22 protein-coding genes and 1 riboswitch are annotated in these 24,034 nt (G+C 70.6%); of the genes, 6 read left to right on the forward strand and 16 right to left on the reverse strand.

The annotated features are described in order from the left end of the window. Positions 1-14: 14 nt before the first annotated feature. The 5 genes from CGR01S_RS01985 to CGR01S_RS02005 form a co-directional block, all read right to left on the reverse strand. On the reverse strand, positions 15-821 hold the full coding sequence (locus CGR01S_RS01985; RefSeq protein ID WP_042421881.1) for a YoaK family protein: 807 nt from the start codon (positions 819-821) through the stop codon (positions 15-17). A gap of 1 nt (position 822) precedes the next feature. Then, positions 823-1,923: a glycolate oxidase subunit GlcE gene (glcE, locus tag CGR01S_RS01990; protein ID WP_042421882.1), complete on the reverse strand. Its 1,101-nt coding sequence runs from the start codon at positions 1,921-1,923 to the stop codon at positions 823-825. A gap of 286 nt (positions 1,924-2,209) precedes the next feature. Then, positions 2,210-3,634 (reverse strand): ammonium transporter, encoded by a 1,425-nt coding sequence (gene amt / locus CGR01S_RS01995; protein ID WP_042421883.1) that lies wholly within the window; start codon positions 3,632-3,634, stop codon positions 2,210-2,212. A gap of 35 nt (positions 3,635-3,669) precedes the next feature. Continuing rightward, positions 3,670-4,008, reverse strand: a complete 339-nt coding sequence (glnK, locus tag CGR01S_RS02000; RefSeq protein ID WP_042421885.1) for a P-II family nitrogen regulator — start codon at positions 4,006-4,008, stop codon at positions 3,670-3,672. A gap of 13 nt (positions 4,009-4,021) precedes the next feature. Continuing rightward, the gene (locus CGR01S_RS02005) at positions 4,022-4,753 is read right to left on the reverse strand and encodes a TorF family putative porin (protein WP_042421886.1); all 732 of its coding nucleotides are present in this window, start codon (positions 4,751-4,753) and stop codon (positions 4,022-4,024) included. Between the two features lie 191 nt (positions 4,754-4,944). Here CGR01S_RS02005 and CGR01S_RS02010 point away from each other — a divergent pair, with 191 nt between their 5' ends. The 4 genes from CGR01S_RS02010 to CGR01S_RS02025 all read left to right on the forward strand — a co-directional run bounded on the left by CGR01S_RS02010 (position 4,945) and on the right by CGR01S_RS02025 (position 8,883). Beyond that, positions 4,945-6,483: a YifB family Mg chelatase-like AAA ATPase gene (locus CGR01S_RS02010; protein ID WP_042421888.1), complete on the forward strand. Its 1,539-nt coding sequence runs from the start codon at positions 4,945-4,947 to the stop codon at positions 6,481-6,483. Between the two features lie 278 nt (positions 6,484-6,761). Continuing rightward, the gene (locus CGR01S_RS02015) at positions 6,762-7,535 is read left to right on the forward strand and encodes a ferredoxin--NADP reductase (protein ID WP_042421890.1); all 774 of its coding nucleotides are present in this window, start codon (positions 6,762-6,764) and stop codon (positions 7,533-7,535) included. Further along, positions 7,532-8,320: a transporter gene (locus CGR01S_RS02020; RefSeq protein WP_052382473.1), complete on the forward strand. Its 789-nt coding sequence runs from the start codon at positions 7,532-7,534 to the stop codon at positions 8,318-8,320. The genes CGR01S_RS02015 and CGR01S_RS02020 overlap by 4 nt, the downstream gene beginning before the upstream one ends. Positions 8,321-8,331: 11 nt before the next feature. Further along, entirely contained in the window at positions 8,332-8,883 is a 552-nt protein-coding gene (locus tag CGR01S_RS02025; protein WP_042422307.1) for a shikimate kinase, read from the forward strand. Here the strand turns inward: CGR01S_RS02025 and CGR01S_RS02030 are convergent. Further along, entirely contained in the window at positions 8,837-10,951 is a 2,115-nt protein-coding gene (locus CGR01S_RS02030; protein ID WP_052382474.1) for a putative bifunctional diguanylate cyclase/phosphodiesterase, read from the reverse strand. The genes CGR01S_RS02025 and CGR01S_RS02030 overlap by 47 nt on opposite strands. 104 nt (positions 10,952-11,055) lie before the next feature. Continuing rightward, positions 11,056-13,797, reverse strand: coding sequence for a methionine synthase (metH, locus tag CGR01S_RS02035; protein WP_084690518.1), 2,742 nt, complete (start codon positions 13,795-13,797; stop codon positions 11,056-11,058). Between the two features lie 31 nt (positions 13,798-13,828). Next, positions 13,829-13,906, reverse strand: a riboswitch (S-adenosyl-L-homocysteine riboswitch). A 183-nt stretch (positions 13,907-14,089) separates the two neighbouring features. On the opposite strand from metH, the gene CGR01S_RS02040 reads away from it, so the two are divergent. Further along, positions 14,090-14,506 (forward strand): hemerythrin domain-containing protein, encoded by a 417-nt coding sequence (locus CGR01S_RS02040; RefSeq protein WP_042421892.1) that lies wholly within the window; start codon positions 14,090-14,092, stop codon positions 14,504-14,506. On the opposite strand, the gene CGR01S_RS02045 is transcribed toward CGR01S_RS02040, so the two are convergent. Further along, positions 14,499-14,963, reverse strand: a complete 465-nt coding sequence (locus CGR01S_RS02045) for a PACE efflux transporter (RefSeq protein ID WP_156967483.1) — start codon at positions 14,961-14,963, stop codon at positions 14,499-14,501. The genes CGR01S_RS02040 and CGR01S_RS02045 overlap by 8 nt on opposite strands. Before the next feature lie 143 nt (positions 14,964-15,106). Here CGR01S_RS02045 and CGR01S_RS02050 point away from each other — a divergent pair, with 143 nt between their 5' ends. Further along, positions 15,107-16,414 carry a Glu/Leu/Phe/Val family dehydrogenase gene (locus tag CGR01S_RS02050; protein ID WP_042421894.1) on the forward strand — a complete coding sequence of 436 codons (1,308 nt, stop codon included), beginning with the start codon at positions 15,107-15,109 and terminating at the stop codon, positions 16,412-16,414. 92 nt (positions 16,415-16,506) lie between these two features. On the opposite strand, the gene CGR01S_RS02055 is transcribed toward CGR01S_RS02050, so the two are convergent. The 8 genes from CGR01S_RS02055 to CGR01S_RS02090 all read right to left on the reverse strand — a co-directional run bounded on the left by CGR01S_RS02055 (position 16,507) and on the right by CGR01S_RS02090 (position 24,018). Beyond that, positions 16,507-17,670, reverse strand: a complete 1,164-nt coding sequence (locus tag CGR01S_RS02055) for a hypothetical protein (RefSeq protein WP_245616739.1) — start codon at positions 17,668-17,670, stop codon at positions 16,507-16,509. A gap of 130 nt (positions 17,671-17,800) precedes the next feature. Next, the gene (locus CGR01S_RS02060) at positions 17,801-18,865 is read right to left on the reverse strand and encodes a homocysteine S-methyltransferase family protein (protein WP_042421896.1); all 1,065 of its coding nucleotides are present in this window, start codon (positions 18,863-18,865) and stop codon (positions 17,801-17,803) included. Between the two features lie 59 nt (positions 18,866-18,924). Continuing rightward, the gene (gene hutI / locus CGR01S_RS02065) at positions 18,925-20,193 is read right to left on the reverse strand and encodes an imidazolonepropionase (RefSeq protein WP_042421899.1); all 1,269 of its coding nucleotides are present in this window, start codon (positions 20,191-20,193) and stop codon (positions 18,925-18,927) included. A gap of 61 nt (positions 20,194-20,254) precedes the next feature. Then, positions 20,255-20,824: a HutD/Ves family protein gene (locus CGR01S_RS02070; protein WP_042421901.1), complete on the reverse strand. Its 570-nt coding sequence runs from the start codon at positions 20,822-20,824 to the stop codon at positions 20,255-20,257. A gap of 5 nt (positions 20,825-20,829) precedes the next feature. Beyond that, a complete protein-coding gene (hutG, locus tag CGR01S_RS02075; RefSeq protein ID WP_042421903.1) occupies positions 20,830-21,765 on the reverse strand; it encodes a formimidoylglutamase in 936 nt (311 codons plus the stop codon). Between the two features lie 26 nt (positions 21,766-21,791). Further along, complete coding sequence (locus CGR01S_RS02080; RefSeq protein WP_042421905.1) at positions 21,792-22,574, reverse strand: amino acid ABC transporter ATP-binding protein; 783 nt, start codon at positions 22,572-22,574, stop codon at positions 21,792-21,794. Further along, on the reverse strand, positions 22,571-23,239 hold the full coding sequence (locus CGR01S_RS02085; RefSeq protein WP_042421907.1) for an amino acid ABC transporter permease: 669 nt from the start codon (positions 23,237-23,239) through the stop codon (positions 22,571-22,573). The genes CGR01S_RS02080 and CGR01S_RS02085 overlap by 4 nt, the downstream gene beginning before the upstream one ends. Before the next feature lie 20 nt (positions 23,240-23,259). After that, positions 23,260-24,018, reverse strand: coding sequence for a glutamine ABC transporter substrate-binding protein (locus CGR01S_RS02090; protein ID WP_042421910.1), 759 nt, complete (start codon positions 24,016-24,018; stop codon positions 23,260-23,262). Positions 24,019-24,034 lie beyond the last annotated feature (16 nt).

Here is a 24,034-nt window from a genome sequence, read left to right on the forward strand (position 1 = left end):
CCGGGAGCGGAAGGTCAGGGTGCCGGCGGCGCGTGCCGGGAGGGGTGGGCCGGCGCGCCCTGCGCCGCGCGGCGGCCCGGCGCGCGCAGGCGGGCCCGGTCGATCCACAGCGGGGGCAGCGCCAGCGCGCACAGGATCAGCGCCAGCGGCACCACGAAGACGAAGCCCACGTGCTTGAACCCGGCCGCGCCGGCGATGCCGCCGACCAGGAACATGCCCAGCAGCCCGGCGAACAGGCCCACGCGCTGGCGGTTGGCGCGCACCTGCTGCTCGGGCGGGCTGCCGCTGCGGTTCCAGTACAGCATCTTGCCCAGCTCGATGCCCAGGTCGGTGACCACGCCGGTCATGTGCGTGGTGCGGATCTGCGACGAGGACATCTTGGTCACCGTGGCGTTCTGCAAGCCCATGATGAAGGACAGCAGCAGCACGGTGACCGGCACGGCAAACGGCGTGCGCCAGTTGAGCGTGACCGCGCCGACCAGGCCGAACACCAGCATGAGCAGCGCCACCAGCAGCAGCGGCAGCGCATAGCTGCTGTGCAGGTGGCGCTGACGCGCCCAGTTGACCAGGATGGCGGTGAGCGCGGCGCCGCTGGTGAAGGCCAGCAAGGCGCCCACGGCGCCGAGCACCAGCACCATGTTGCCCAGCACCAGGTTGTCGGCCAGCATGGAGATGAAGCCCGTCATGTGCGAGGTGTAGAGCTTGACCACGAGGAAGCCGCCGGCGTTGACCGCACCCGCGTTGAAGGCCAGCAGCAGGCCCAGGCGCCGGTTGCTGGCCACCGTGCGGTGCTGGCCGGTGAGATGGCGGAAACGGCGCATGTCAGACGGTCATGCGGCCGGGGTTGAAGATGCCGGCGGGGTCGAAACTCTGGCGCAGCCGCGCATGGAGGGCGCGCAGCGCCGGGGAGAGGGCCTCGGCGTCCGCCGCAGCCCCGGCCGGCGGGCCGTCGGCCGCTCTGAACAGCGCAGCACTGCCGCCCGCCTGGCGGGCGGCCGCGCGCAGTGCGCCGCCCTGCCCGGGTGCGGCCAGCACCCAGCGCAGTGCACCGTGCCACTCGATGAGCGGCGGCGCCACGCCGCCCGGCAGCGCCAGCACGGGTGCGGTGGCCGGCAGCGACAGGCGCCACAGGTCCAGCCCGGCCTGCACCCCGGCGGTGAACCAGGGAAGGGTCTGGTCGCGGCAGGCATCCCAGTCGGCCGCGGCGCCGGGCTGGCGCTCGCCGCCCATGCTGCGGCATGCCGCCTCGACGGCCGCCGCGGCGCCGCGCAGGCGCACATACAGGGTGTCCACACCGGCATCGCGTACCCAGCAGCTCGCGTTGAGCGGCAGCGGCTGGCCGCCCCAGGCGTGCAGGCGGCGCAGCGCCTCGGCCTGATCGCATTCGAAGCGCAGCGTGGCCTCGGCCGGCGCCACGGGCAGCACCTTGAGGCTCACTTCGGTGATCACCCCCAAGGTGCCCCAGGCGCCCGCCATGAGGCGCGAGACGTCATAGCCCGCGACGTTCTTCATGACCTGGCCGCCGAAGGCCAGGTGCTCGGCGCGCCCGTTGATGAGCTTGAGGCCCAGCACATAGTCGCGCACGGCCCCCACGCTGGCGCGCGCCGGGCCCGACAGCCCGGCCGCCACCATGCCGCCCACCGTGCCGCCCGGGCCGAGCCGCGGGGGCTCGAAGGGCAGGCACTGGCGCTGCGCGGCCAGCGCGGCCTCCAGCGCGGCCAGCGGCGTGCCGGCGCGCACGGTGACCACCAGCTCGCTGGGCTCGTAGGCGACGATGCCGGCGCAGGCACGGGTGTCGAGCAGCTCGCCCTGCACGGCCGCGCCGTGAAAATCCTTGCTGCCGCCGCCCCGGATGCGCAGCGGCGCCGGGCGCGCCGCGGCGGCGCGCACCTGTTCGATCAGGGTGTGAAGGGCACTGTCCATAGCCTTGCATGGTAAGCCGTGGTGGCCGGCGATGCACCGCGGCCGCAGGCTCGCACGGCATGAATTTCCTGCAAGGCGGCCGTGAGTTTTCCGGCGGGGCCACGCAGCACAGGCCCGCCAGGCCGCGAAATGCTATTGATTGAATAGCTGCTGGCGCTTGATATACAAGCCCTGCGTGCCATTTTTGCCCAAAAAAAGACCCGCCGGGGGCGGGCCAAGCGCCCCAGGAGTCGCAGGGCATGGCACCCGGCCCTGGCGCCACCAGTCGCCCGGGCCGGTGCACGGGTCAGCGGGTGTAGGCCGCCTCGCCGTGGGAGGAGATGTCCAGGCCCTGCCGCTCGGCCTCCTCGCTCACGCGCAGGCCCACCAGCGCATCGGCAATCTTGTAGGCGACGAAGGCCACCCCACTGGACCAGACCACGGTGATGAGCACGCTCTTGGTCTGGATCCAGACCTGGGCGCCCACGGAGAAGGTATCGGGCGTCAGGCCGCCGGTGCCGCCCAGGTTTTGCGAGGCGAACACGCCGGTCAGGATGGCGCCGACGATGCCGCCCACGCCATGCACGCCGAAGACGTCGAACGCATCGTCGGCGCCGAGCATGCGCTTGAGGCCGCTGACGCCCCAGAGGCAGACCACGCCGGCGATCAGGCCCAGCACGATGGAGCCCATGGGGCCCACGAAGCCGGCGGCCGGCGTGACCGCCACCAGGCCCGCCACGGCGCCCGAGGCCGCGCCCAGCATGGAGGCCTTGCCCTTGTGCAGCGCCTCGCCGCCGATCCAGGACAGCGTGGCCGCCGCCGTGGCCAGCACGGTGTTGATGAAGGCCAGGCCGGCCACGCCGTTGGCGGCGCCGGCCGAACCGGCGTTGAAGCCAAACCAGCCCACCCACAGCAGCGAGGCGCCCACCATGGTCAGCGTCAGGCTGTGGGGCGTGAGCGCCTCCCTGCCGTAGCCGATGCGCTTGCCCACCATGTAGGCGCCCACCAGCGCGGCCATGCCGGCGTTGATGTGCACCACGGTGCCGCCCGCGAAGTCGAGCGCGCCATCCTTGGCCAGCAGGCCGCCACCCCAGACCATGTGCGCCATGGGGATGTAGCTGAAGCTGAACCACAGCACGGAGAAGATCAGCACGGCGGAGAAGCGGATGCGCTCGGCGAACGCGCCCACGATCAGCGCCACGGTGATGGCGGCGAAGGTGGACTGGAAGGCCACGAACACGTATTCCGGGATCGTGGGCAGCAGGCCCGAGAGGGTGTCGGGGGCGATGCCCTTGAGGAACATCTTGTCCAGCCCACCGAAGAACCGGCCTTCACCGCCGAAGGTGAGGCTGTAGCCATAGAGGGCCCAGAGCACGCTGATGAGGGCGAAGATCACGAACACCTGCACGAGCACGGACAGCATGTTCTTGGCGCGCGCCAGGCCGCCGTAGAACAGGGCCAGGCCGGGAATGGTCATGAGGATGACCAGCAGCGTGGAGGTGAGCATCCAGGCGGTATCGCCCGTGTCGAGCTTGGGCGCGGGCGCCGCGGCCTCGGCAGGGGCGGCGGTTTCGGCGGGTGCCGGGGCCGGCGCGGCAGCCGGGGCCGCAGGGGGCTCGGCCGCCGCGCTGGCGGCCACGGGTTCGGACGCGGCCGGCGCCTGGGCCAGGGACCACGACCCCGCGCCCAGCAGGCTCAGCCCCAGGAGGAAGGAAGCCAGGAGTTTTTTCATGGCGGTTCTCGCTTTCGGTGGAGGAGGGGTGGGGCTCAGAGGGCGTCCTCGCCGGTCTCGCCGGTGCGGATGCGGACCACCTGTTCGAGCGTGGAGACGAAGATCTTGCCGTCGCCGATCTTGCCGGTGCGCGCTGCGCTCTCGATGGCCTCGATGGCATGCTCCACCAGGGCGTCGGCCACGGCGGCCTCGATCTTCACCTTGGGCAGGAAGTCCACCACGTACTCGGCGCCGCGGTACAGCTCGGTGTGGCCCTTCTGGCGGCCGAAGCCCTTGACCTCGGTCACCGTGATGCCCTGCACCCCGATGTCCGAGAGCGCCTCGCGCACCTCGTCGAGCTTGAACGGCTTGATGATGGCAGTCACCATTTTCATTTTCAGGTCCTCCTCACAGGGTCTTGGTCAGGGTGACGATCAGGCGCGACTGATTGGCCGGGCCGAAATACGCCTTTTTGTTCGCGCCCACCACGGCCGCGCCGAGCGAGAGGCCGCCGCCGAAGTCGTAGGCCGCGCCCAGGCTGTAGTCCATGTAGTTGGGCACACCCGTGTCCCGGATGTCGCCGGCAAAGCGCGTGAAGCCCACCGAGGCCTTGAGCGTGACCGCAGGCGCGACTTCCTGGACGAACGCGAGGGCCAGGTAGCCCGTGTTCGTGCCCTTGCGACCCGAGCCGGCCTTGGCGCCGGCCCAGCCGAAGTAGTCCTTGGAGACGGTGTGCGAATACTTCGCCGTCAGCGGGCCCCAGGTGGCGGCGGCGTAGAGCTCGGTGGTGTTGCCCGAGGTGTTTCCGGGGTAGACGTAGGTGAGCGCACCCAGGTCCATGTCCAGCCCGCCGGCCTTGAATTTGTAGCCGCCGTACAGGTCCATCTCGATGGAGTTGCCGGGCAGCCAGTCCACGCTGGAGTTCCAGTTGCCCACGTACCAGCCGGAGTCGCCAAAGGTGTAGTCCAGCCCGCCCTGCACGGCGGGCTTGACGGCCCGGGCCTTGCTGGCGTCCTGGTCCTGGCCCCGGTACTTGTAGTTGGTGGTCAGGCCCAGGTTGCCGGTGAGCTGCGCGCTGGCAGCCAGGGGCAGGGCAGCGGCGAGGGCCAGGCCCAGGGCCTTGAGGGATGCGTGGTTCATGCTCACTCCTTTGAAGTTCTGTTGCGGTAAGCCCTCACAGCACAGACCATGCCAGGCCTGCGCAGGGGCCCGGCGCACTGCGCCAGCCCCGCAGCGGCTACAGTGCGCAAGGGCCGCGGCGTTTGCAATGCACCATGCTGGTGCATGCGCCGCGGGCTGGACCGTGCACTCGATTGGGGAGAACGCCACCGATGAGCCTCGCTTTGGTGCAAAGCCGCGCCCTGCTGGGGTTGGCGGCGCCGCCGGTCACCGTCGAGGTGCACCTGGCCAATGGCCTGCCGAGCTTCACCCTGGTCGGCCTGGCCGACGTGGAGGTGAAGGAGGCACGCGAGCGCGTGCGCTCGGCCTTGCAGAACGCCGGGCTGGAGTTTCCGCACAACAAGCGCATCACCGTCAATCTGGCGCCGGCCGACCTGCCCAAGGACTCGGGGCGCTTTGACCTGCCGATCGCCCTGGGCATTCTGGCGGCCAGCGGCCAGATCGACGCCGCGCGCCTGGCGGGCTGGGAGTTTGCGGGCGAGCTCTCGCTCTCGGGCGAACTGCGCCCCGTGCGCGGCGCGCTGGCCACCAGCCTGGCCCTGCAGACGCAGCAGGAACAGGCGCGCCTGGTGCTGCCCCCGGACAGCGCCGAAGAGGCCGCGCTGGTGCCCGCAGCGGCGGTCTGGCGCGCGCGCCACCTGCTCGATGTGGTGCGCCAGTTCGCCCCCGCCGATCCGGCGGCCTCCCCCGGCGCCGAACCCGACGGTGCCGGCGGCTGGTCCCGCCTGGCGCCCCAGGCCCCGCACCGCGCCGGCAGCTACCCCGACCTGGCCGACGTGAAAGGCCAGGCCGCCGCCAAGCGCGCGCTGGAGATCGCCGCCGCTGGCGGGCACAGCCTGCTCATGGCCGGGCCGCCGGGCGCGGGCAAGTCCATGCTGGCGCAGCGCTTTGCCGGACTGCTGCCGGACATGGAGGTACAGGAGGCGCTGGAGAGCGCCGCCGTGGCCAGCCTGGCCGGGCGCTTTGCCCTGGACGGCTGGGGCCGCAGGCCCACCTGCCAGCCGCACCACACGGCCAGTGCCGTGGCCCTGGTGGGCGGGGGCTCGCCGCCGCGGCCTGGCGAGATCTCGCTCGCGCACCATGGCGTGCTGTTCCTTGATGAGCTGCCCGAGTTTGCGCGCGCTGCGCTGGAGGCCCTGCGCGAGCCGCTGGAGACGGGGCGCATCGCCATCGCCCGGGCGGCCCAGCGTGCGGAGTTCCCGGCGCGCTTCCAGCTCATCGCCGCCATGAACCCCTGCCCCTGCGGCTTTGCCGGTGCGCGCGAGCGTGCCTGCCGCTGCACACCCGAACAGATCGCGCGCTACCAGGGCAAGCTCAGCGGCCCCCTGCTCGACCGCATCGACCTGCACGTGGAAGTGCCCGCGCTGGCGCCGCAGGACCTGCTGGGCGCACCACCGGGTGAGGCGAGCGCCGCCGTGCGCGCGCGCGTGGCCCAGGCCCGCGCACGGGCGCTCGCGCGCCAGGGCCGCACCAACCAGGCCCTGCAGGGGCAGGAGATCGACGCCCATGCCCAGCTCGAACCGGCAGCCGCGCAATTCCTGCAGACCGCTGCCGCGCGCCTGGCCTGGTCGGCGCGCGCCACGCACCGTGCCTTGAAGGTCGCGCGCACCATTGCCGACCTGGCGGGCACCCGCACCACCCAGGTGGCGCACGTGGCCGAGGCCATGCAATACCGCCGCCTGCTGCAGTGACCGCCCCCCGGTAGGGCGCCGCCGCGGCGGGCGCGCGGCGCTCTGGATCACGGTCATTGCACGGTTTGTTGGCGCAGATCAGACGCCCGGCCGCAATTCCCGCCGGCCCCGCGCGCCAGGCGCCGGCAAATCCCCGACAATTAGGGGAAAACCCGCGTTGCAATGCGCCCTGGCGAGGAATTTTGTTTTATTCCTTGCCGGAATAACAAATCGAAGAAACTAGCGCTATTGCCATTATTGGCTTTCGATTTTTCCTGCATCCAACCTCCGTCCATCCCATGAGCGCATTCCACGAAGAGCGTGTCCTTTCCGTGCACCACTGGACCGACCGCCTGTTCTCCTTCACCACCACGCGCGATCCGGCCCTGCGCTTTTCCAACGGGCACTTCACCATGATCGGCCTGAAGGTGAACGACAAGCCGCTGCTGCGCGCCTACAGCATCGTGAGCGCCAACTACGAGGAACACCTGGAATTCCTGTCGATCAAGGTGCCCGACGGCCCGTTGACCTCGCGCCTGCAGCACATCCAGGTGGGCGACTCCATCATCGTGGGCAAGAAGCCCACGGGTACGCTGCTCATCGACTACCTGCTGCCTGCCAAGCGCCTGTACCTCATGTCCACGGGCACGGGCCTGGCACCGTTCATGAGCGTGATCCGCGACCCCGACACCTACGAGAAGTTCGAGGAAGTGATCCTGATCCACGGCGTGCGCCAGGTGGCCGAGCTGGCCTACCACGACTACCTCACCCAGGAGCTGCCGCAGCACGAGTTCCTGGGCGAGCTGGTGCAAAAGCAGCTCAAGTACTACCCCACGGTCACGCGCGAGCCCTTCCGCCACCAGGGCCGCATCCCCGCCCTGATCGAGAGCGGCAAGCTGGCCGCCGACCTGGGCGTGCCCGCGCTCAACCCGCTGGAGGACCGCGTGATGCTGTGCGGCAGCCCGGAGATGCTGGCCTCGCTCAAGACGCTGCTGGAAAAGCGCGACTTCGAGGAAGGCAATACCACGCGCCCCGGCGACTTCGTGATCGAGCGCGCCTTCGTCGAGAAATGAGCCGCCTGCGCCCCGCCCTGCTCCGCCCGGCGCTGGCGCTGCTGGCCGCGGCCAGCGCCGCGCTGCCTGCCCTGGCCCTGCAGCCGCTGGTCACCGACGACACCGGCACCCAGGGTGCGGGCGGCCAGCAACTGGAGCTGTCCTGGAGCCGCGGGCGCCTGCACACGGGCGCCGGGCGCACGGCGGTGCACACCCTGGCGCCGACCTACACCTACGGCCTGGCCGAGGCGCTGGACGCCTACGCCAGCCTGCCCTACCAAAGCCTGCGCGGCGACGGCAGCCGCGCCCGCGGCTGGGGCAACGCAGTGCTGGGCGCCAAGTGGCGCTTCTGCGAGAGCCCGGCCCGCCGGACCAGCCTGGCCCTCAAGCCCGAGCTGCTGCTGCCGGTCAGCCCGGCGCGCGAGGCCGCCGGCCTGGGCGCGGGCAAGGTGTCGGCGCAGCTCACGGCCATTCTGAGCCAGGAGATGCCCTTCGGCGCCCTGCACGCCAACCTGGGCTGGGGCCGCGAGCGCAGCCACAACGCCGCGGACCAGGCAACGCTGCGGCGCGTCTCGATCGCCCCCGTGTGGTCGCTCTCGAGCACGTTCCAGCTCGTCGCCGACCTGGGCCTGGAGAGCCGCCAGGCGGACGGCAACGGCGTGCGCACGCATTTCGTGGAGCTGGGCGCCATCTACAGCCCCGGCCCGGACCTGGACTTCGCTGTGGGGGCCCTGCGCACGCAGGACAACGCCGCGCCGCGCAGCCAGGGCACGACGCTCACCGCCGGTGTGACCTGGCGCTTTTGATGCACACCGCCATGCCTACAACCTTCCCCACGCGCTGCGCGCTCGTCGGCATGCCCGGCTCGGGCAAATCCACCGTCGGGCGGCAACTGGCCCAGCGGCTCAAGGTGCCCTTCGTGGACCTGGACCAGCGGCTCGAGGAGTCCCTGGGCACCAGCATCCGCGCCTTTTTTGCTGCCGAAGGCGAGGAGCGTTTTCGCGCACTGGAAGCCGAGATGCTCGCCCAGGTGGCGCAGGAGGGCGGCGGCATGGTGCTCTCCACCGGCGGCGGTACCGTGCTGCGTCCCGAGAACCGCGCCGCGCTGCGCCGCTTCGGCACGGTGCTGTACCTGCGCGCCTCGCCCGACGACATCTTCCGCCGCATCCGCCACGACAAGACGCGCCCGCTGCTGCAGGTGGCCAACCCGCTGGAGCGCCTGCGCGAACTCTACGCCCAGCGTGACCCGCTGTACCGCGAGGCGGCGCATTTCACCATCGAGACGCACCGCCCCACGGTGGCCACGCTGGTGCACATGATCGTCATGCAACTGGAGCTGGCGGCCCCCCATCCGCCCGAGGCGGGCTGACGACCGCCCCGGCCCGGCGCTGGCGTTCCAGCCAGTCCAGCAGGGCCGCCAGCGGCATGGGGCGTGCGTACAGGTAGCCCTGGGCGGCGGCGCAGCCCTCGGCCTCCAGCAGCGCCCACTGCGGCGCGATCTCCACCCCTTCGGCCAGCGTCTGCAGGCCCAGGCTGCGCCCCATGGCGATCACCGCGCGGCAGATGGCCGCGTCGTTCGGGTCGGTGAGGATGTCGCGCACAAAGGACTTGTCGATCTTGATCTGGTCGATGGGCAGGCGCTTGACGTAGTTGAGCGAGGAATACCCCGTGCCGAAGTCGTCGAGCGAAAAGCCCACGCCCAGGGCCTTGAGCTCGTTCATGGTGGCAATCGTCTGTTCGATCTGCGTGAGCAGCATGCTCTCGGTGATCTCCAGCGTGAGCAGCGCCGGCGGCACGGCGCTGGCCTGCAGCAGCGCGCGCAGCTTGTCCACGAAGCCGTCCTGGTGGAACTCGCGCGCACTCACGTTCACGGCCATGGACAGGCCGGCGGTGCGCGCGTCCGCCTGCCACGCCCCCAGGGTGCGGCAGGCCTGGGCCAGCACCCACTGGCCCATGGGCACGATGAGGCCGGTTTCCTCGGCCAGCGGGATGAACTCCTGCGGCGGCACCAGGCCGCGCTGCGGGTGCTGCCAGCGCAGCAGCGCCTCCACGCCCATGCAGCGCCCGCTGGCATCGACCTGGGGCTGGAAATGCAGCTCCAGCTCGCCGTGCGGCACGGCAGTACGCAGCTCGGCCTCCAGCCGGGCGCGCGCGCTGATGCGCGCCTGGATCAGCGGGTCGAAGAAGCGCACCGTATTGCGCCCCGCGGCCTTGGCCTGGTACATGGCCAGGTCGGCGCGCTTGAGCACCTCCTGCGCGCTGACGCTGTGGCCGAGGAACATGGTGACGCCCACGCTGGCGCTGCCCTGGTAGAGCACGGAGTCGATGGCGCAGGGCTGGGCCATTTGCTCGAGCACCTGGGCGGCGATGCGGTCGGCCTGGGCGACGGCGGCCTCCAGCGTCTCGTCGAGCTGCTGCACGAGCAGCACGAATTCATCACCCCCCATGCGCGCCACGGTGTCGCCCGCACGCACGCAGGTGCCCAGGCGGCGCGCCATTTCGGTGAGCAGCCGGTCGCCCATGTCGTGGCCCTGGGTGTCGTTGAGGTTCTTGAAGTGGTCCAGGTCCAGGTAGAGCAAGGCGCGGTAGCGCCCGCTGCGCGCGCTCGCCGCCATGCTTTGCTCCAGCCGGTCGCTCAGCAGGCGGCGGTTGGGCAGACCGGTGAGCGGGTCGAAGAAGGCCAGTTGCCAGGCCTGCAGTTCCGCCTGCTTGCGCGCGGTGATGTCGCGCCACACGCAGTACAGCGCGTCGTGCCCCTGCAGCTCGATGCGCGCGAGCGTGACCTCGACGGGAAAGCACGCGCCATTGGCACGCCGGTGCTCCCACTCAAAGCGCACCACCCCATCGCGCAGGGCGCGCTGCATCATTTCTTCGGCCTTCTCGAACGAGGGGCGGCCATCGGGCTGGAATTCGGGCGAGAGGCGCGCGGGATGGCGCAGGATGTCGTCGCGCCGCGTGTAGCCCAGCACCTGCACGGCAGCGTGGTTGCAGTCGGTGAACTGCCCGTTCTCGATGAGCCAGCACGGATCGGGCGAATGGTCGAACAGGTCGCGAAAGCGCTTTTCGCTGTGCCGCAGCGCCTGGGCCTGGTCCTGCGGCGCGCCCTGCGCCCAGCGGCGCGCCGCCAGCACATGGGACAGTGCCAGGGCAAACCGCGCCAACAGAGGGTCGCAGCCGGCAAAGGCCTGCGGGTCGTGCAGCTCCAGGCACAGGGCACCGAGCGCCTGGCCGTCCAGGGCCAGGTCGAAGACCCGAGCCGGCGCCAGCGGGCCCGCGGCCGGTGCGGCGCGCCAGTGCACGCGGCGCACGCCGGGCAGGCGGGCCAGGACCGCCTCGAGGTGCGGCCCCAGGGCAGGCTCCGGCAGGGCGGCGGCCTCGGCCAGCAGCGCCCACAGGTGCTGCGCCCAGGTGTCGCCGTGCTCCGGGTCCATGGCCATGCCTTCGCTCCTGCGCTGAAGATGCCAAAAAGTGTCGTGCCAGGTGGCCGCGGCGTCAAGCCGGCCGGTGCGGGCCGCCGCCGCCCGCCCGGCAGCGCCGGCGCTCAGCCCAGGTTGGGCGCGAGCCGGCGGCGCAGTTCCTCGGCGTCCATGCCGCGGCGCCGGGCCATGTCCTGCACCTGGTCCTCGCCGATCTGGCCCACGCTGAAGTAGGTCGCCTGGGGGTGGGCCAGGTAAAAGCCGCTGACACTGGAGGCCGGAACCATGGCCATGCTCTCTGTCAGGTCCATGCCGATGTCCTGGGCGCCGAGCACGCGGAACAGGTCGCGCTTGACCGTGTGGTCCGGGCAGGCGGGATAACCGGGCGCCGGGCGGATGCCCTGGTATTTTTCCTGGATCAGCTCCTCGTTGCTCAGGCCCTCGCCCGCCGCGTAGCCCCACAGGTCGGTGCGCACGCGCTGGTGCAGGCATTCGGCAAAGGCCTCGGCCAGGCGGTCGGCCAGGCCCTTGAACAGGATGTTGCTGTAGTCGTCGAGCGCGGCCAGGAATTCCTGCTCCTTCTTCTCCGCGCCGATGCCGGCGGTGACGGCGAACAGGCCCGCATAGTCGCGGATGCCGGACTCCTTGGGAGCGACAAAGTCGGCCAGGCAGCGGCTGGGGCGCATGACACCGTCGATCATCTGCTTTTGCGCCTGCTGGCGCAGGCCGTACCAGGTCAGGAGGACCTCGCTGCGCGTCTCGTCGGTGTAGAACTCGATGTCGTCGCCCACGCGGTTGGCCGGGAACAGGCCGATCACGCCGTTGGCCGTGAGCCAGCGGCCTTCGATGATCTTCTTGAGCATGGCCTGGCCGTCGGCATAGACCTTGCGCGCCTCCTCGCCCACCACCTCGTCCTGCAGGATGGCGGGGTAGGCGCCGGCCAGGTCCCAGGTCTGGAAGAACGGCCCCCAGTCCAGGTACCTGGCAATCTCGGCCAGATCGAAGTTGCGGAACACGCGCCGCCCCAGGGCGCGCGGCGCCACGGGCGGCGGGTTGTCAAAGCGCAGCGGCGTGGCGTTGGCGCGCGCCTGCGCCAGCGGCCACAGCGGCACCTTCTTCTTGCGAGCGTGCAGCGTGCGCACATGCTCGTAGTCGGCCTGCACCTCGGCCAGGAAGGCGTCCCTGCCCTCGCCCAGCAGGCTTTGCGCCACGCCCACGCTGCGCGAGGCGTCGGGCACGTAGACCACGGGGCCGTCGTACTGCGGCGCAATCTTGACGGCCGTGTGCACGCGCGAGCAGGTGGCGCCGCCGATCAGCAGCGGGATCTTCTTGATGCGGAAGTACTCGTCCTTGTGCATCTCGCCGGCCACGTACTGCATTTCCTCGAGGCTGGGCGTGATCAGGCCCGACAGACCGATGATGTCCGCGCCCTCGGCCTTGGCCTTGGCCAGGATCTCGTGGCAGGGCACCATCACGCCCATGTTCACGACCTCGAAGTTGTTGCACTGCAGGACCACGGTGACGATGTTCTTGCCGATGTCGTGCACGTCGCCCTTGACGGTGGCGATGACGATCTTGCCCTTGCTCGACACGTCCAGGCCCGCGGCTTCCTGCTGGCGTTTTTCCTCCTCGATGTAGGGGATCAGGTGGGCCACGGCCTGCTTCATCACGCGCGCCGACTTCACCACCTGCGGCAGGAACATCTTGCCCGCACCGAACAGGTCGCCCACGATGTTCATGCCGTCCATCAGCGGGCCTTCGATGACGTGCAGCGGGCGCCCGCCGCCCTGCACCACGATCTGCTGGTAGGCCTCCTCGGTGTCCTCGACGATGAAGTCGGTGATGCCGTGCACCAGCGCGTGCGACAGGCGCTCGCCCACGGTTTTCGGATGCTCGGGCGTGCCGCGCCATTCCAGCTTCTTGCTGTCGTCCTTGGCGGCGCCCTTGGCGGCCTCGGCGATCTCCAGCAGGCGCTCGGCCGCGTCGGGGCGGCGGTTGAGCACCACGTCCTCCACGCGCTCGCGCAGCTCGGGCTCCAGGTCGTCGTACACGCCGACCATGCCCGCGTTGACGATGCCCATGTCCATGCCGGCCTTGATGGCGTGGTACAGGAACACGGTGTGGATGGCCTCGCGCACCGGCTCGTTGCCGCGGAAGCTGAACGACACGTTGGACACGCCGCCCGATACCTTGGCGCCCGGCAGGTGCTGCTTGATCCAGCGCACGGCCTCGATGAAGTCCACGGCGTAGTTGGCGTGCTCCTCGATGCCGGTGGCGATGGCGAAGATGTTGGGGTCGAAGATGATGTCTTCGGGCGGGAATCCCACCTCATCGACCAGGATGCGGTAGGCGCGCTCGCAGATCTCGGTCTTGCGCGCGAAGGTGTCGGCCTGGCCCTTCTCGTCGAAGGCCATGACCACGGCGGCTGCGCCGTAGCGGCGGATGAGCGTGGCCTGGCGCTTGAACTCCTCCACGCCCTCCTTCATGCTGATGGAGTTGACGATGCCCTTGCCCTGCAGGCAGCGCAGGCCGGCCTCGATGACCTCCCACTTGGAGCTGTCCACCATCACCGGCACCTTGGCGATGTCGGGCTCGGAGGCGATGAGGTTCAAAAAGCGCACCATCGCGGCCTTGCTGTCGAGCATGGCCTCGTCCATGTTCACGTCGATGATCTGCGCGCCGTTTTCCACCTGCTGGCGCGCCACCGACAGGGCCTGCTCGTACTGATCGTTCAGGATCATGCGCGCAAAGGCCTTGGAGCCGGTGACGTTGGTGCGCTCGCCGACGTTGACGAACAGGCTGTCCTGGCCGATGAACACGGGTTCCAGGCCGGAGAGCTTCATGGGAGGGGGAGGGGCAACGGTCATGGGACTCACCTGTGCTGCGGGTTGGAGAGAAGACAGGTGAGCGCCGTTGACAAGATCAGCCCAAGCCTGACGGGCCACGCACGGGCCCGCTGCAACGCTCCTTGGGAAGGCGGCAATTTTACTGCCCTTCCCTCGGGCGCCCGGCACCTGCGGCCCTGCCCCTGCCGCTGACCGGGATTCCCCCACCCCGGCAGCCCTGCGCACACCGGGAAAATGGTATCTTTTTGTACGCCATCGCACACGGGCAGCGACCCCACCGTCGCAGCATGGGCGCACCACCAGGAGACAACCGATGAATCTCGACCGGTTCAAGCAGCAGCATGTGGAGATCCTGCAGACCATTGCACAGATGCGCAAGCATGTGCACGCCGGCATCCCGGAAAACGCCGATGCCATCGCGCAGGGCATCATGGCCCTGCGCACCAAGGTGAACCTGCACCTGTCGGTCGAAGACCGGGTGCTGTATCCGCAGATCCACAAGCTGGAGGACGAGCGCCTGGTGCGCCTGGCCAAGACCTACCAGGACGAGATGCAGGGCCTGACCAGTGCCTTCGTGGATTTCTGCACCCGCTGGACCTTTGCCAACGCGATTGCGGCCCAGCCCGAGAAATTCCGCCAGGACGCCAACACCGTGATGAAGGCACTGCACGAGCGCGTGCAGCGCGAGAACACCGAGTTCTATCCCCGGCTGGAACAGTCCGTCAGCTAGCGGCCGGCGCGCCCAGCGCCGATGCGGGCAGGCCGAACACCTTGTCGAAGCCCCAGTTGAAGACAAAGGTGTAGCACAGGAAGAAGGCGATCAGGCCCAGGTCCATGACCAGCGCCTCCCACAGGCTGATGCCGAACCACCACGCGAACATGGGCACCAGCGTGACGACCAGCCCGCCCTCGAAGCCCACGGCATGCGCCACGCGGCGGCGCAGGCTGCGCCCGCGCACGCGCTGACGCGCCTCCCAGCGCTCGAACAGGGTGTTGAAGAACACGTTCCAGGCGATGGCCACGGCCGACGAGGCCACGGCCATGATGCCCGAATGCTCCAGGCCCTGGCCCGTGTAGCCCGCCAGCCCCCAGGTGACCACGGCGATGGCGATGAGTTCGTAGATGGAGACGTAGACCACGCGGCGGCGCAGGCCCTGCAGTCCGGGGATGGGCGGTGGAGAAGACATGGGAGCGCAATGGTAGCCGAGCCGCGCAGAGACCGTCGCGGTTATGCAAAGCGCGCATTACCCCACAAATCACCGGCCTTGGACAAGCGCAAACGGTGGGCATATTCTCTGCGGCTTGACTTGATCCCACGAGGAAACCCGCCATGTCGCATCCCAGCGGAACGCCCGGCAACATCACCCACCCCCTCCCCTCCTACCTCGACCCCCAGCACCTCGGTCCCTGGGGCATCTACCTGCAGCAGGTGGACCGCGTCACGCCCTACCTGGGCAGCCTGGCACGCTGGGTCGAGACCCTGAAGCGCCCCAAGCGCGCCCTGATCGTGGACGTGCCCATCGAGATGGACGACGGCACCATCGCGCACTTCGAGGGCTACCGCGTACAGCACAACCTGAGCCGCGGCCCCGGCAAGGGCGGCGTGCGCTTTCACCAGGACGTGACGCTGTCGGAGGTGATGGCCCTGTCGGCCTGGATGTCGATCAAGAACGCCGCCGTGAACGTGCCCTATGGCGGCGCCAAGGGCGGCATCCGCGTCGATCCCAAGAAGCTCTCGCGCGCCGAGCTCGAACGCCTCACGCGCCGCTACACCAGCGAGATCGGCCTGCTCATCGGCCCCACCAAGGACATTCCGGCGCCCGATGTGAACACCAACGGCCAGATCATGGCCTGGATGATGGACACCTACTCCATGAACGTGGGCGCCACCGCCACGGGCGTGGTCACCGGCAAGCCGGTGGACCTGGGCGGCTCCCTGGGCCGCGTGGAGGCCACGGGCCGCGGCGTGTTCACCGTGGGCTGCGAAGCGGCAGAGCGCATTGGCATGCAGATCGCCGGCGCGCGCGTGGCCGTGCAGGGCTTTGGCAACGTGGGCGGCACGGCCGGCCGCCTGTTCGCCGACGCCGGTGCCAAGGTCGTGGCCGTGCAGGACCACACGGGCAGCATCTACAACGCCCGGGGCCTGGACGCCGCCGCCCTGCAGGCGCATGTGCAGCAAACCGGCGGCGTGGCCGGCTTTGCCGGGGCCGAGGCCATGGCGAACGGCGATTTCTGGGGCGTGGACTGCGACATCCTCATCCCCGCCGCGCTGGAAGGCCAGCTCACCCAGGACAACGCCGGCAAGGTCAAGGCGCGGATGGTGATCGAGGGCGCCAACGGCCCCACCACCCCCGAGGCCGACGACATCCTCAACGACAAGGGCGTGCTGGTGCTGCCCGACGTGATCGCCAACGCCGGCGGCGTGACGGTGAGCTACTTCGAATGGGTGCAGGACTTCTCCAGCTTCTTCTGGACCGAGGACGAGATCAACGCCCGCCTGGTGCGCATCATGAAGGAGGCGTTTGCCGCCGTCTGGCAGGTGGCGCAGGAGAACAAGGTCTCGCTGCGCACGGCCACCTTCATCGTCGCCTGCAAGCGCATCCTGCACGCGCGCGAAATGCGCGGCCTGTACCCCTGATGGCCCCCTGACCCGCGTTTCGGAGCCCGGCCCACCCCGCCGGGCCTCCTGCGAAGAAGGCCCCTGGCGTCCGATCGGCGCCAGGGGTTTTTTCATGGCAGCCCGCCCCGCGCCGCCACCGGCGTGACCGTGCGCAAGGCCAGGCAAAAAGGCTGCTCGCAGGCTGCGCGCCCCGCGTAGGGGCAGCCGGGGGTGTGGCACAGCGCGGCCTCGCGGTCGCGGGCGGCGTCGGTGTCGCGCGGGGCCTGGCCGCTGGCCTGGAGCTGGGCCATGTGCAGCCAGGGGTCTTGCCGGGGCTGCAGCAGCTCGCGGCCATAGACGGTGGCCGCCGCCGCGCCCTGGCCCGGGGGCTGCAGGTCGAGCTGGAGCAGCGCGCTGGTGCGCGGCGCCTGGGGCCCTTGCGGCTGCAGCACCAGCGCCCAGGTGCCGGAGGCCAGGGCCGCCGGCGGGCCGGTGAACGCGCCCGCCAGTGGCGGCGGGGCCGCGGTTGCAGCCGCTGGGGCGGGCAGCGCCTGGAGCCAGGGCGCCGGCACGCGCAGCGCGAGCGAGAAGGCGCGCGCGCCCGCGGCGGTCTGCACCACGCCCTGGCCCACCAGCCAGGTCTGCAGGGGCGGCAGGCCGGGGGCATCCGGCGCGCCATCGACCAGGGGCAGCAGCGCCGCAGGCCAGGGCTGTGCGGCCCCCATGCGCTGCGGCTGCACGGATGCCGTGAGCTGCTGCACCAGCGCGGAGAGCAGTTGGCGCAGCGGTGCGCCCACGCCCGCGGCAGGCCAGGGCGCGCGCACGGGAACGGCGCCGGCCATGCCGGATGCGCCCGGCTGCGGCGCCGGCCTGCCGGGCACCGCGGGCACCGCGGGCACCGCGGGCACCGCGGGCACCGCGGGCACCGCGGGCGCAGGGGGCCGGGGCGCCGCCGGCGCATGGCCCTGGGACGCCCCGGGAGCGGCGCCCAGGTGGCTGCGCGCCTGGGGGGAGAGGTGCAGCGCGTCCTGCGCGGGAGGCGGGGGCGCTGCGGCGGGCCCGGGGGCCGCAGGGGACGGCAGGGGCATGGCGGCGGCAGGGGCGCCGGGCGGCAGGCCCGGGCTGGCGGGCGGCGGAGCGGGCGCGCGTTCGCCGCCCAGCAGCATGCCCTGGCGCTGCAGCGCGGCCTCCGCCAGCGCGAGGGCCAGGGCGGGCGGCGCGCCCCGGGGTGGGTCGAGGTTCACGGACATGCCGGCATGCGGGTGCGGGCCGCGTGCACGGGGGGTGCGCGGCATCCGCATTCTGCAACGTTTGCCCGCGCCGGGCCGGTGGCGCCCCCAAGCCGCTACTTGCTATTCATTCAATAGCTGCTTGCGCTTGCCTGCCATGCCCTGCAGGCCCATTTCACCCCATGCGGCGGCGGCTTCAGGCGGCTGCGGGGTAGAACAGCGGCCGGGCGCGCACCGGCGCCACGGCGCGGGCGATGGCGCCGATGTGCTCGGGCGTGGTGCCGCAGCAGCCGCCGACGATGTTCACCAGGCCTTCGGCGGCAAATTCGTGCACCAGGCGGCTGGTGACCTCGGGCGTCTCGTCGAAGCCGGTGTCGCTCATGGGGTTGGGCAGGCCGGCGTTGGGGTAGCAGCTGATGTAGGTGCCCTGCGCAGCCTTGGCCAGCTCCTGGAGGTAGGGACGCATGAGGGCGGCGCCCAGCGCGCAGTTCAGGCCCACGGCCAGGGGCTGGGCATGGCGCACGCTGTGCCAGAAGGCCGTGACGGTCTGGCCCGAGAGGATGCGGCCCGAGGCGTCGGTGACGGTGCCGCTGATGATGACGGGCAGGCGCTCGCCCGTCTTGTCGAATACTTCTTGAATAGCGAACAGCGCGGCCTTGGCGTTGAGCGTGTCGAAGATGGTCTCGACCAGCAGCACGTCGGCGCCGCCCTCGATCAATGCCTCGGCCTGCTCGAAGTAGGCGGCGCGCAACTGCTCGAACGTGATGTTGCGCGCGCCGGGGTCGTTCACGTCGGGGCTGATGCTGGCCGTCTTGGGCGTGGGGCCGAGCGCGCCGGCGACGAAACGCGGGTGCTCCGGGGTGGAAAACTTGTCGCAGGCGGCGCGCGCGAGCTGCGCCGAGCGCAGGTTCATCTCGCGCGCCAGATGGGCCATGCCGTAGTCGTCCTGGGCGATCGTGGTCGCGCCGAAGGTGTTGGTCTCGATGAGGTCGGCGCCGGCCGCCAGGTAGCGCTCGTGGATGTCGCGGATCACGTCGGGGCGCGTGAGCGAGAGCAGCTCGTTGTTGCCCTTGACGTCGCGCGGAAAATCCTGGAAGCGATCGCCCGCGCCGTCGGGCCCGGTGTAGCCCGCGCCCCGGTACTGCGCCTCGCCCAGCTTGAAACGCTGGATCATGGTGCCCATGGCGCCGTCGAGGATGACGATGCGCTTTTCAAGAATGGCGGGGAGCTGCTGGGCGCGGGTGTAGTGGAGGGCTTGCATGGGGTGGGATTGTAGGAAAGCCCCCCAAGACGCAAGCGCAGCGGGGTCTTGCGCCCTTGCTAGGGCAAGGGGGCGCCCGTGCCGTGCGCGATGCGCCCCTGGCGCACCACGGTGCAGGCCGGCCGCTGGCCCAGCCAGTAGGCCAGCTCCGCCAGCTCGTCCACGGGCCACAGCACGAAGTCGGCCGCGCGGCCCGCGGCCAGCAGGCCATGCGTGTCCTGCAGGCCCAGCGCCCGCGCTGCATGCCGGGTGATGCCGGCCAGCGCCTCGGGCACCGTCAGGCGGAACAGGGTGCACGCCATGTTGGCCATGAGCAGCAGGCTGAGGGCGGGCGAGGTGCCCGGATTGTGGTCGGTGGACACGGCCATGGGCACGCCCGCGGCGCGCAGTTGCGCGATGGGCGGCAGGTGCGTGTCGCGCAGGGTGTAGTAGGCGCCGGGCAGCAGCACGGCCACGGTGCCCGCTGCCTGCATGGCGGCAATGCCCTGCGGGGAGAGGTGCTCGATGTGGTCGCACGACAGCGCCTGGTAGCGCGCCGCAAGCTGCGCCCCGCCCATGTCGGAGAGCTGCCCGGCGTGCAGCTTGACGGGCAGGCCCAGGCGCTGGGCGGCGGCGAAGACCTGTTCGGTCTCGGCCAGTGAGAAGGCGATGCGCTCGCAGAACGCATCCACCGCGTCCACCAGGCCTTCTTCGGCAAGCTGGGGCAGCATCTGCTGGCACACCAGGTCGATGTAGTCCTGGCTGCGCCCGGCGTATTCCGGCGGCAGAGCGTGCGCCCCCAGGAAGGTGGTGCGCACCGTGATGCCCAGCGCGCCCCCCAGGCGGCGCGCCACGCGCAGCTGCTTGCGCTCGTGCTCCAAGGCCAGGCCGTAGCCGGACTTGATTTCGATGGCGCACACGCCCTCGGCCATCAGGGCCTGCAGGCGTGGCAGGGCGCTGGCGTACAGCGCGTCCTCGCTGGCCGCGCGCGTGGCGCGCACGCTGGAGACGATGCCGCCCCCGGCGCGCGCCACCTCCTCGTAGCTCGCGCCGTCCAGGCGCAGGGCGAATTCATGCGCGCGCTGGCCGCCGTACACCAGGTGGGTGTGGCAGTCGACCAGGCCGGGCGTGGCCCAGGCGCCCTGGGCGTCGTGGCGCGGCAGCGCACCATGGGCCGCGGGCAGCGCCTCCTGCGGGCCCAGCCAGGCGATGCGCCCGCCCTGCACCACCAGCGCGGCGCACGCGCCCTCGGCGACGGGCACATCGGGCGCGGCCAGGCTGCCGGCCAGGCGCAGGTTGTGCCAGATGCCGTCGGCGCTGGCGCGCCCCGGAGCTTGCATTGCCGTCATATTTGCTCCTGTATTGATAGCTGCTTACGCTTGTCCATAGAGCGCTGCAGGCCGATTTCACTCAAAACAGCGGGGCCACGCCCACCCAGGCCAGCGCGGCGTCCGCACCCGGCGCGGGGCACAGCGGCGCGCCCGGCTGGGCGGCGCTCCACCACAGGCCCTGGCCCGGGGCAAAACATTCGCCCGCGCGCTCCCAGCGCCCGGCCAGCACCATGCACAGGCCGGCCGCGGTGCTGCCGGGCACGCAGGCGGCGCGCAGCACCCGCAGGCTGCCACGCCACTGGCCGCGCCGCAGCATGAGGTTGAAGTCCTCGGCCGCGCCGGCGCTGAGGCGGCACTGCACCGGCGCTTCGCCCGCGAAGGCGAACGGCTCCCAGGGGCGCGCGAGCCAGTGGTCCACGCTGCCGTCGCTGCTCTGCAGGTGCACGCCCCGGCCCTGCAGCAGCATGATGTGCCGGTCCACCCCGGGAAAGGGCGAGAAGGCCCCGGGGGCCGCCAGGGTGGCCACGCTCACGCGCCAGCCGAAGTCCTCCAGCGCGGCACCGGGCGGCCAGCACACGAGTGCGCGCGTGGCGCCGCCGCCGTTCTTCCAGGGCGTGGCGGGGGTGGCGGCCAGGTCCAGGCGCTGCACGGGCCTCAAGCGCCGCGTGCCAGGCGGGCGGCCAGGCGGGCCACCACCTTGGCGGTCAGGCCATCGCGGTCGAAGGTGGGGTTGAATTCGGCCAGGTCCGCGGCCACCAGCTTGCCGCTGGCGAGCACGGCGTCGGCCACGGCCTGCACGCACCACAGCGGCACGCCCAGCGGCGCGGGCGCCGATACGCCGGGGGCGACGGCGCCGGGCAGCACGTCGATGTCGATGGTGAGGTACACGGCGTCGCAGGCCTGCAGGTCCTGCGCCAGCGCCGCCAGGGCCTGCGCCAGGCCGGCTTCGGTCTGCAGGGCGTCGTCCAGCCAGTAGCGCACGCCCAGCGCATCGGCGCGCTCGAACAGGGCCTGGGTATTGGCATAGCGGCTGATGCCCAGCACGCGGTAGTCGAACGGCCGGCCCTGGGCGGCGCACCATTCCTGGATCTGGCGGAACGGCGTGCCCGAGTTGCCCTCCCGCGCCTGGCGCAGGTCGAAATGTGCGTCCAGGTTGACGATGAGGATGCGGCGCGCGTCCGGCCGCGCCTGCGCCACGCCCTGGAAGCTCCCCCAGGCGACCTCGTGCCCGCCGCCCAGCACCAGCGGCAGACAGCCTTGCGCCAGGGCCTGGGCCACCTGCTGCGCCAGCGCCTGCTGCGCGGCGTCCAGGTCGCCGGCGGTGCAGGCGATGTCGCCCGCGTCCCACAGCGCCGGCTCGCCCAGCAGGGGCAGGTTGGCCAGGGCCTTGCGCGCGGCTTCGGGGCCCAGCGCAGCGCCGACCCGGCCGCCGTTGCGGCGCACGCCCTCGTCCACGGCAAAGCCGATCAGGGCCACGCCGCCCCGGCTGGCGCAGGTGAAGGGCTGCACCTGCTGGTGCCAGCGCCGGCTGGGGCCGGTTTCCTCGGCGTCGATGCGGCCTTGCCAGGCCGCTGCTTGTGTCGTCGTCATGGCGTATTCGTGTCCTTGGCGCAGGCTCAGGCGCGCGTGAGCACCGCCTGGAGGAACGAGCGCGTGCGCTCCTGGGTCGGCTGGGTGAAGATGGTGGCGGGCGGGCCGGATTCGATGATGCCGCCGCCATCCATGACCACCACCACATCGCCCACCTCGCGCGCGAAGTCCATCTCGTGCGTGACCACCATCATGGTCATGCCTTCGCGGGCCAGCACCTTCATGACCTGCAGCACCTCGCCCACGAGTTCCGGGTCCAGGGCCGAGGTGGGCTCGTCGAACAGCATCACGCGCGGCTTCATCGCCAGGGCGCGGGCGATGGCCACGCGCTGCTTCTGCCCGCCCGAGAGGCTGGCCGGCATGGCGTCCGCCTTGTGCGCCAGGCCCACTTTCTCCAGCAGCACGCGCGCCTGGGCCTCGGCTTCGGCCTGCGGCTGCTTGTGCAGCTTGCGCGGCCCCAGGGTGACGTTGTCGAGCACCGAGAGATGCGGGAACAGGTTGAAGGACTGGAACACCATGCCGACTTCTTCGCGCAGGGCGTTGAGTTCGCGCTCGGGCAGCATCTGACCCTCGTTGACCAGCGTGCGCCCGCAGATGTCGATGCGCCCGCCCTGGGGCTCTTCCAGGCCGTTGCAGCAGCGCAGAAAGGTGCTCTTGCCCGAGCCGCTGGGGCCGATGACGACGACCACCTGCGAGGGCTGCACGTCGAAGTCGATGCCGTTGAGCACCACATGCTCGCCATAGGCCTTGCGCAGGCCGCGGATGCGCACCATGGGTTCGGTGCTGGAACTTGCGGTATGTCCCTTCATTGGACCATCCCCCCTGCGCGCAGGCGCAGCTCGATGTGGCGCAGCGCCAGGGTGGTGGCGCCCGTCAGAATGAAATACACCACGGCAATCGCCAGGTAGACCTCCAGCGAGCGGTAGGACACGCTGATGATCTTCTGCCCCTCGTGCATGAGGTCGTGGATGGTGAGCAGCGAGACCAGGGCCGAGTTCTTGATCAGGGCAATGAACTCGTTGCCCAGCGGCGGAATCATGCGCACGATGGCCTGGGGCAGCACCACGGTGCGCATGGCCATGCCCGAGGACATGCCGATGGAGCGCGCTGCCTCCATCTGGCCCTTGTCGATGGACTGGATGGCGCCGCGCACGATTTCGGACACATAGGCGCCGGAATAAATGCCCAGGCCGATCACGCCGCACACGAAGGCGGGCAACAGAATGCCCAGTTGCGGCAGGCCGAAGAACAGCAGGAACAACTGCACCAGCAGCGGCGTACCGCGGATGGCCGCCACATAGGCCGTGCACACGCCGTAGACGAGCCGGTTGCGCGGGTTCAGGCGGCCGATGCCTGCCAGCAGACCGAGCACGCAACCCATGAGCAGCGAGACGGCGGTGACTTCAACCGTCACCACGGCGCCCTGCAGCAACTGGGGCCATCCGGCCCAGACGGGGGAAAAATCGAGTTCCATGGATCAGTCCATCCCAGGCATCACTTGGTGGCGGCGCTGCCGCTGAACCACTTTTTCACGATGGCGGCATAGGTGCCATCGGCCTTGAGCTTGGCAATCGCCGCGTTGACCGCCTTGGTCAGCTCGGGCGTGTCCTTGCGCAGGGCCATGCCGTATTCCTCGGTGGTGAGCTGCTCCTCCAGCACGCGCAGGCCGGGGCGCGTGCGCACGTACTGGTAGGCCGCGGGCTTGCCCGTCACGGCGGCGTCGGCACGGCCGATGTCCACCAGGTTGAACATCTCCTGGTTCTTCTCGACTTCGACGCGCTGCACCTTGGGGTAGTTCTGCGTCAGAAAGCCCACCGATTTGGTGCCCACCTGCACGGAGACTTTCTTGCCGTCCAGGTCGGCCAGCTTCTTGATGGTGGTGTTGTTGTCCTTGACCATCACCACCAGGCCGCCGGCGTAGTAGGGCTCGGTGAAGTCGACGACCTTGCGGCGCTCGTCGGTGATGTAGATGGCCGAGACGGCCATGTCGAAGCGCTTGGACATCAGGCCCGGGATCAGGCCCTTGAAGTCGATGTCCACCCACTCGACCTGCTTGCCCATGGCCTTGCCGATGGCCTCGACGAGTTCGATGTCAAAGCCCGTGCGCTTGTTGTTCTCGACGAACTCCATGGGCGGGAAGGTGGCGTCCGTGCCGACGCGCAGCACGTTGTCCTGGGCGTGCGCGCCCAGCGTGCTCAGCGCCAGCGCGGCCAGGGTGGAAATCAGAAAGGGACGGCGGTGGGTGGTGGTCATGGCAAGGTCTCCGTGG

This window comes from Comamonas granuli NBRC 101663, assembly GCF_000739995.1.
Classification (GTDB): Bacteria; Pseudomonadota; Gammaproteobacteria; order Burkholderiales; family Burkholderiaceae_C; genus Simplicispira; species Simplicispira granuli.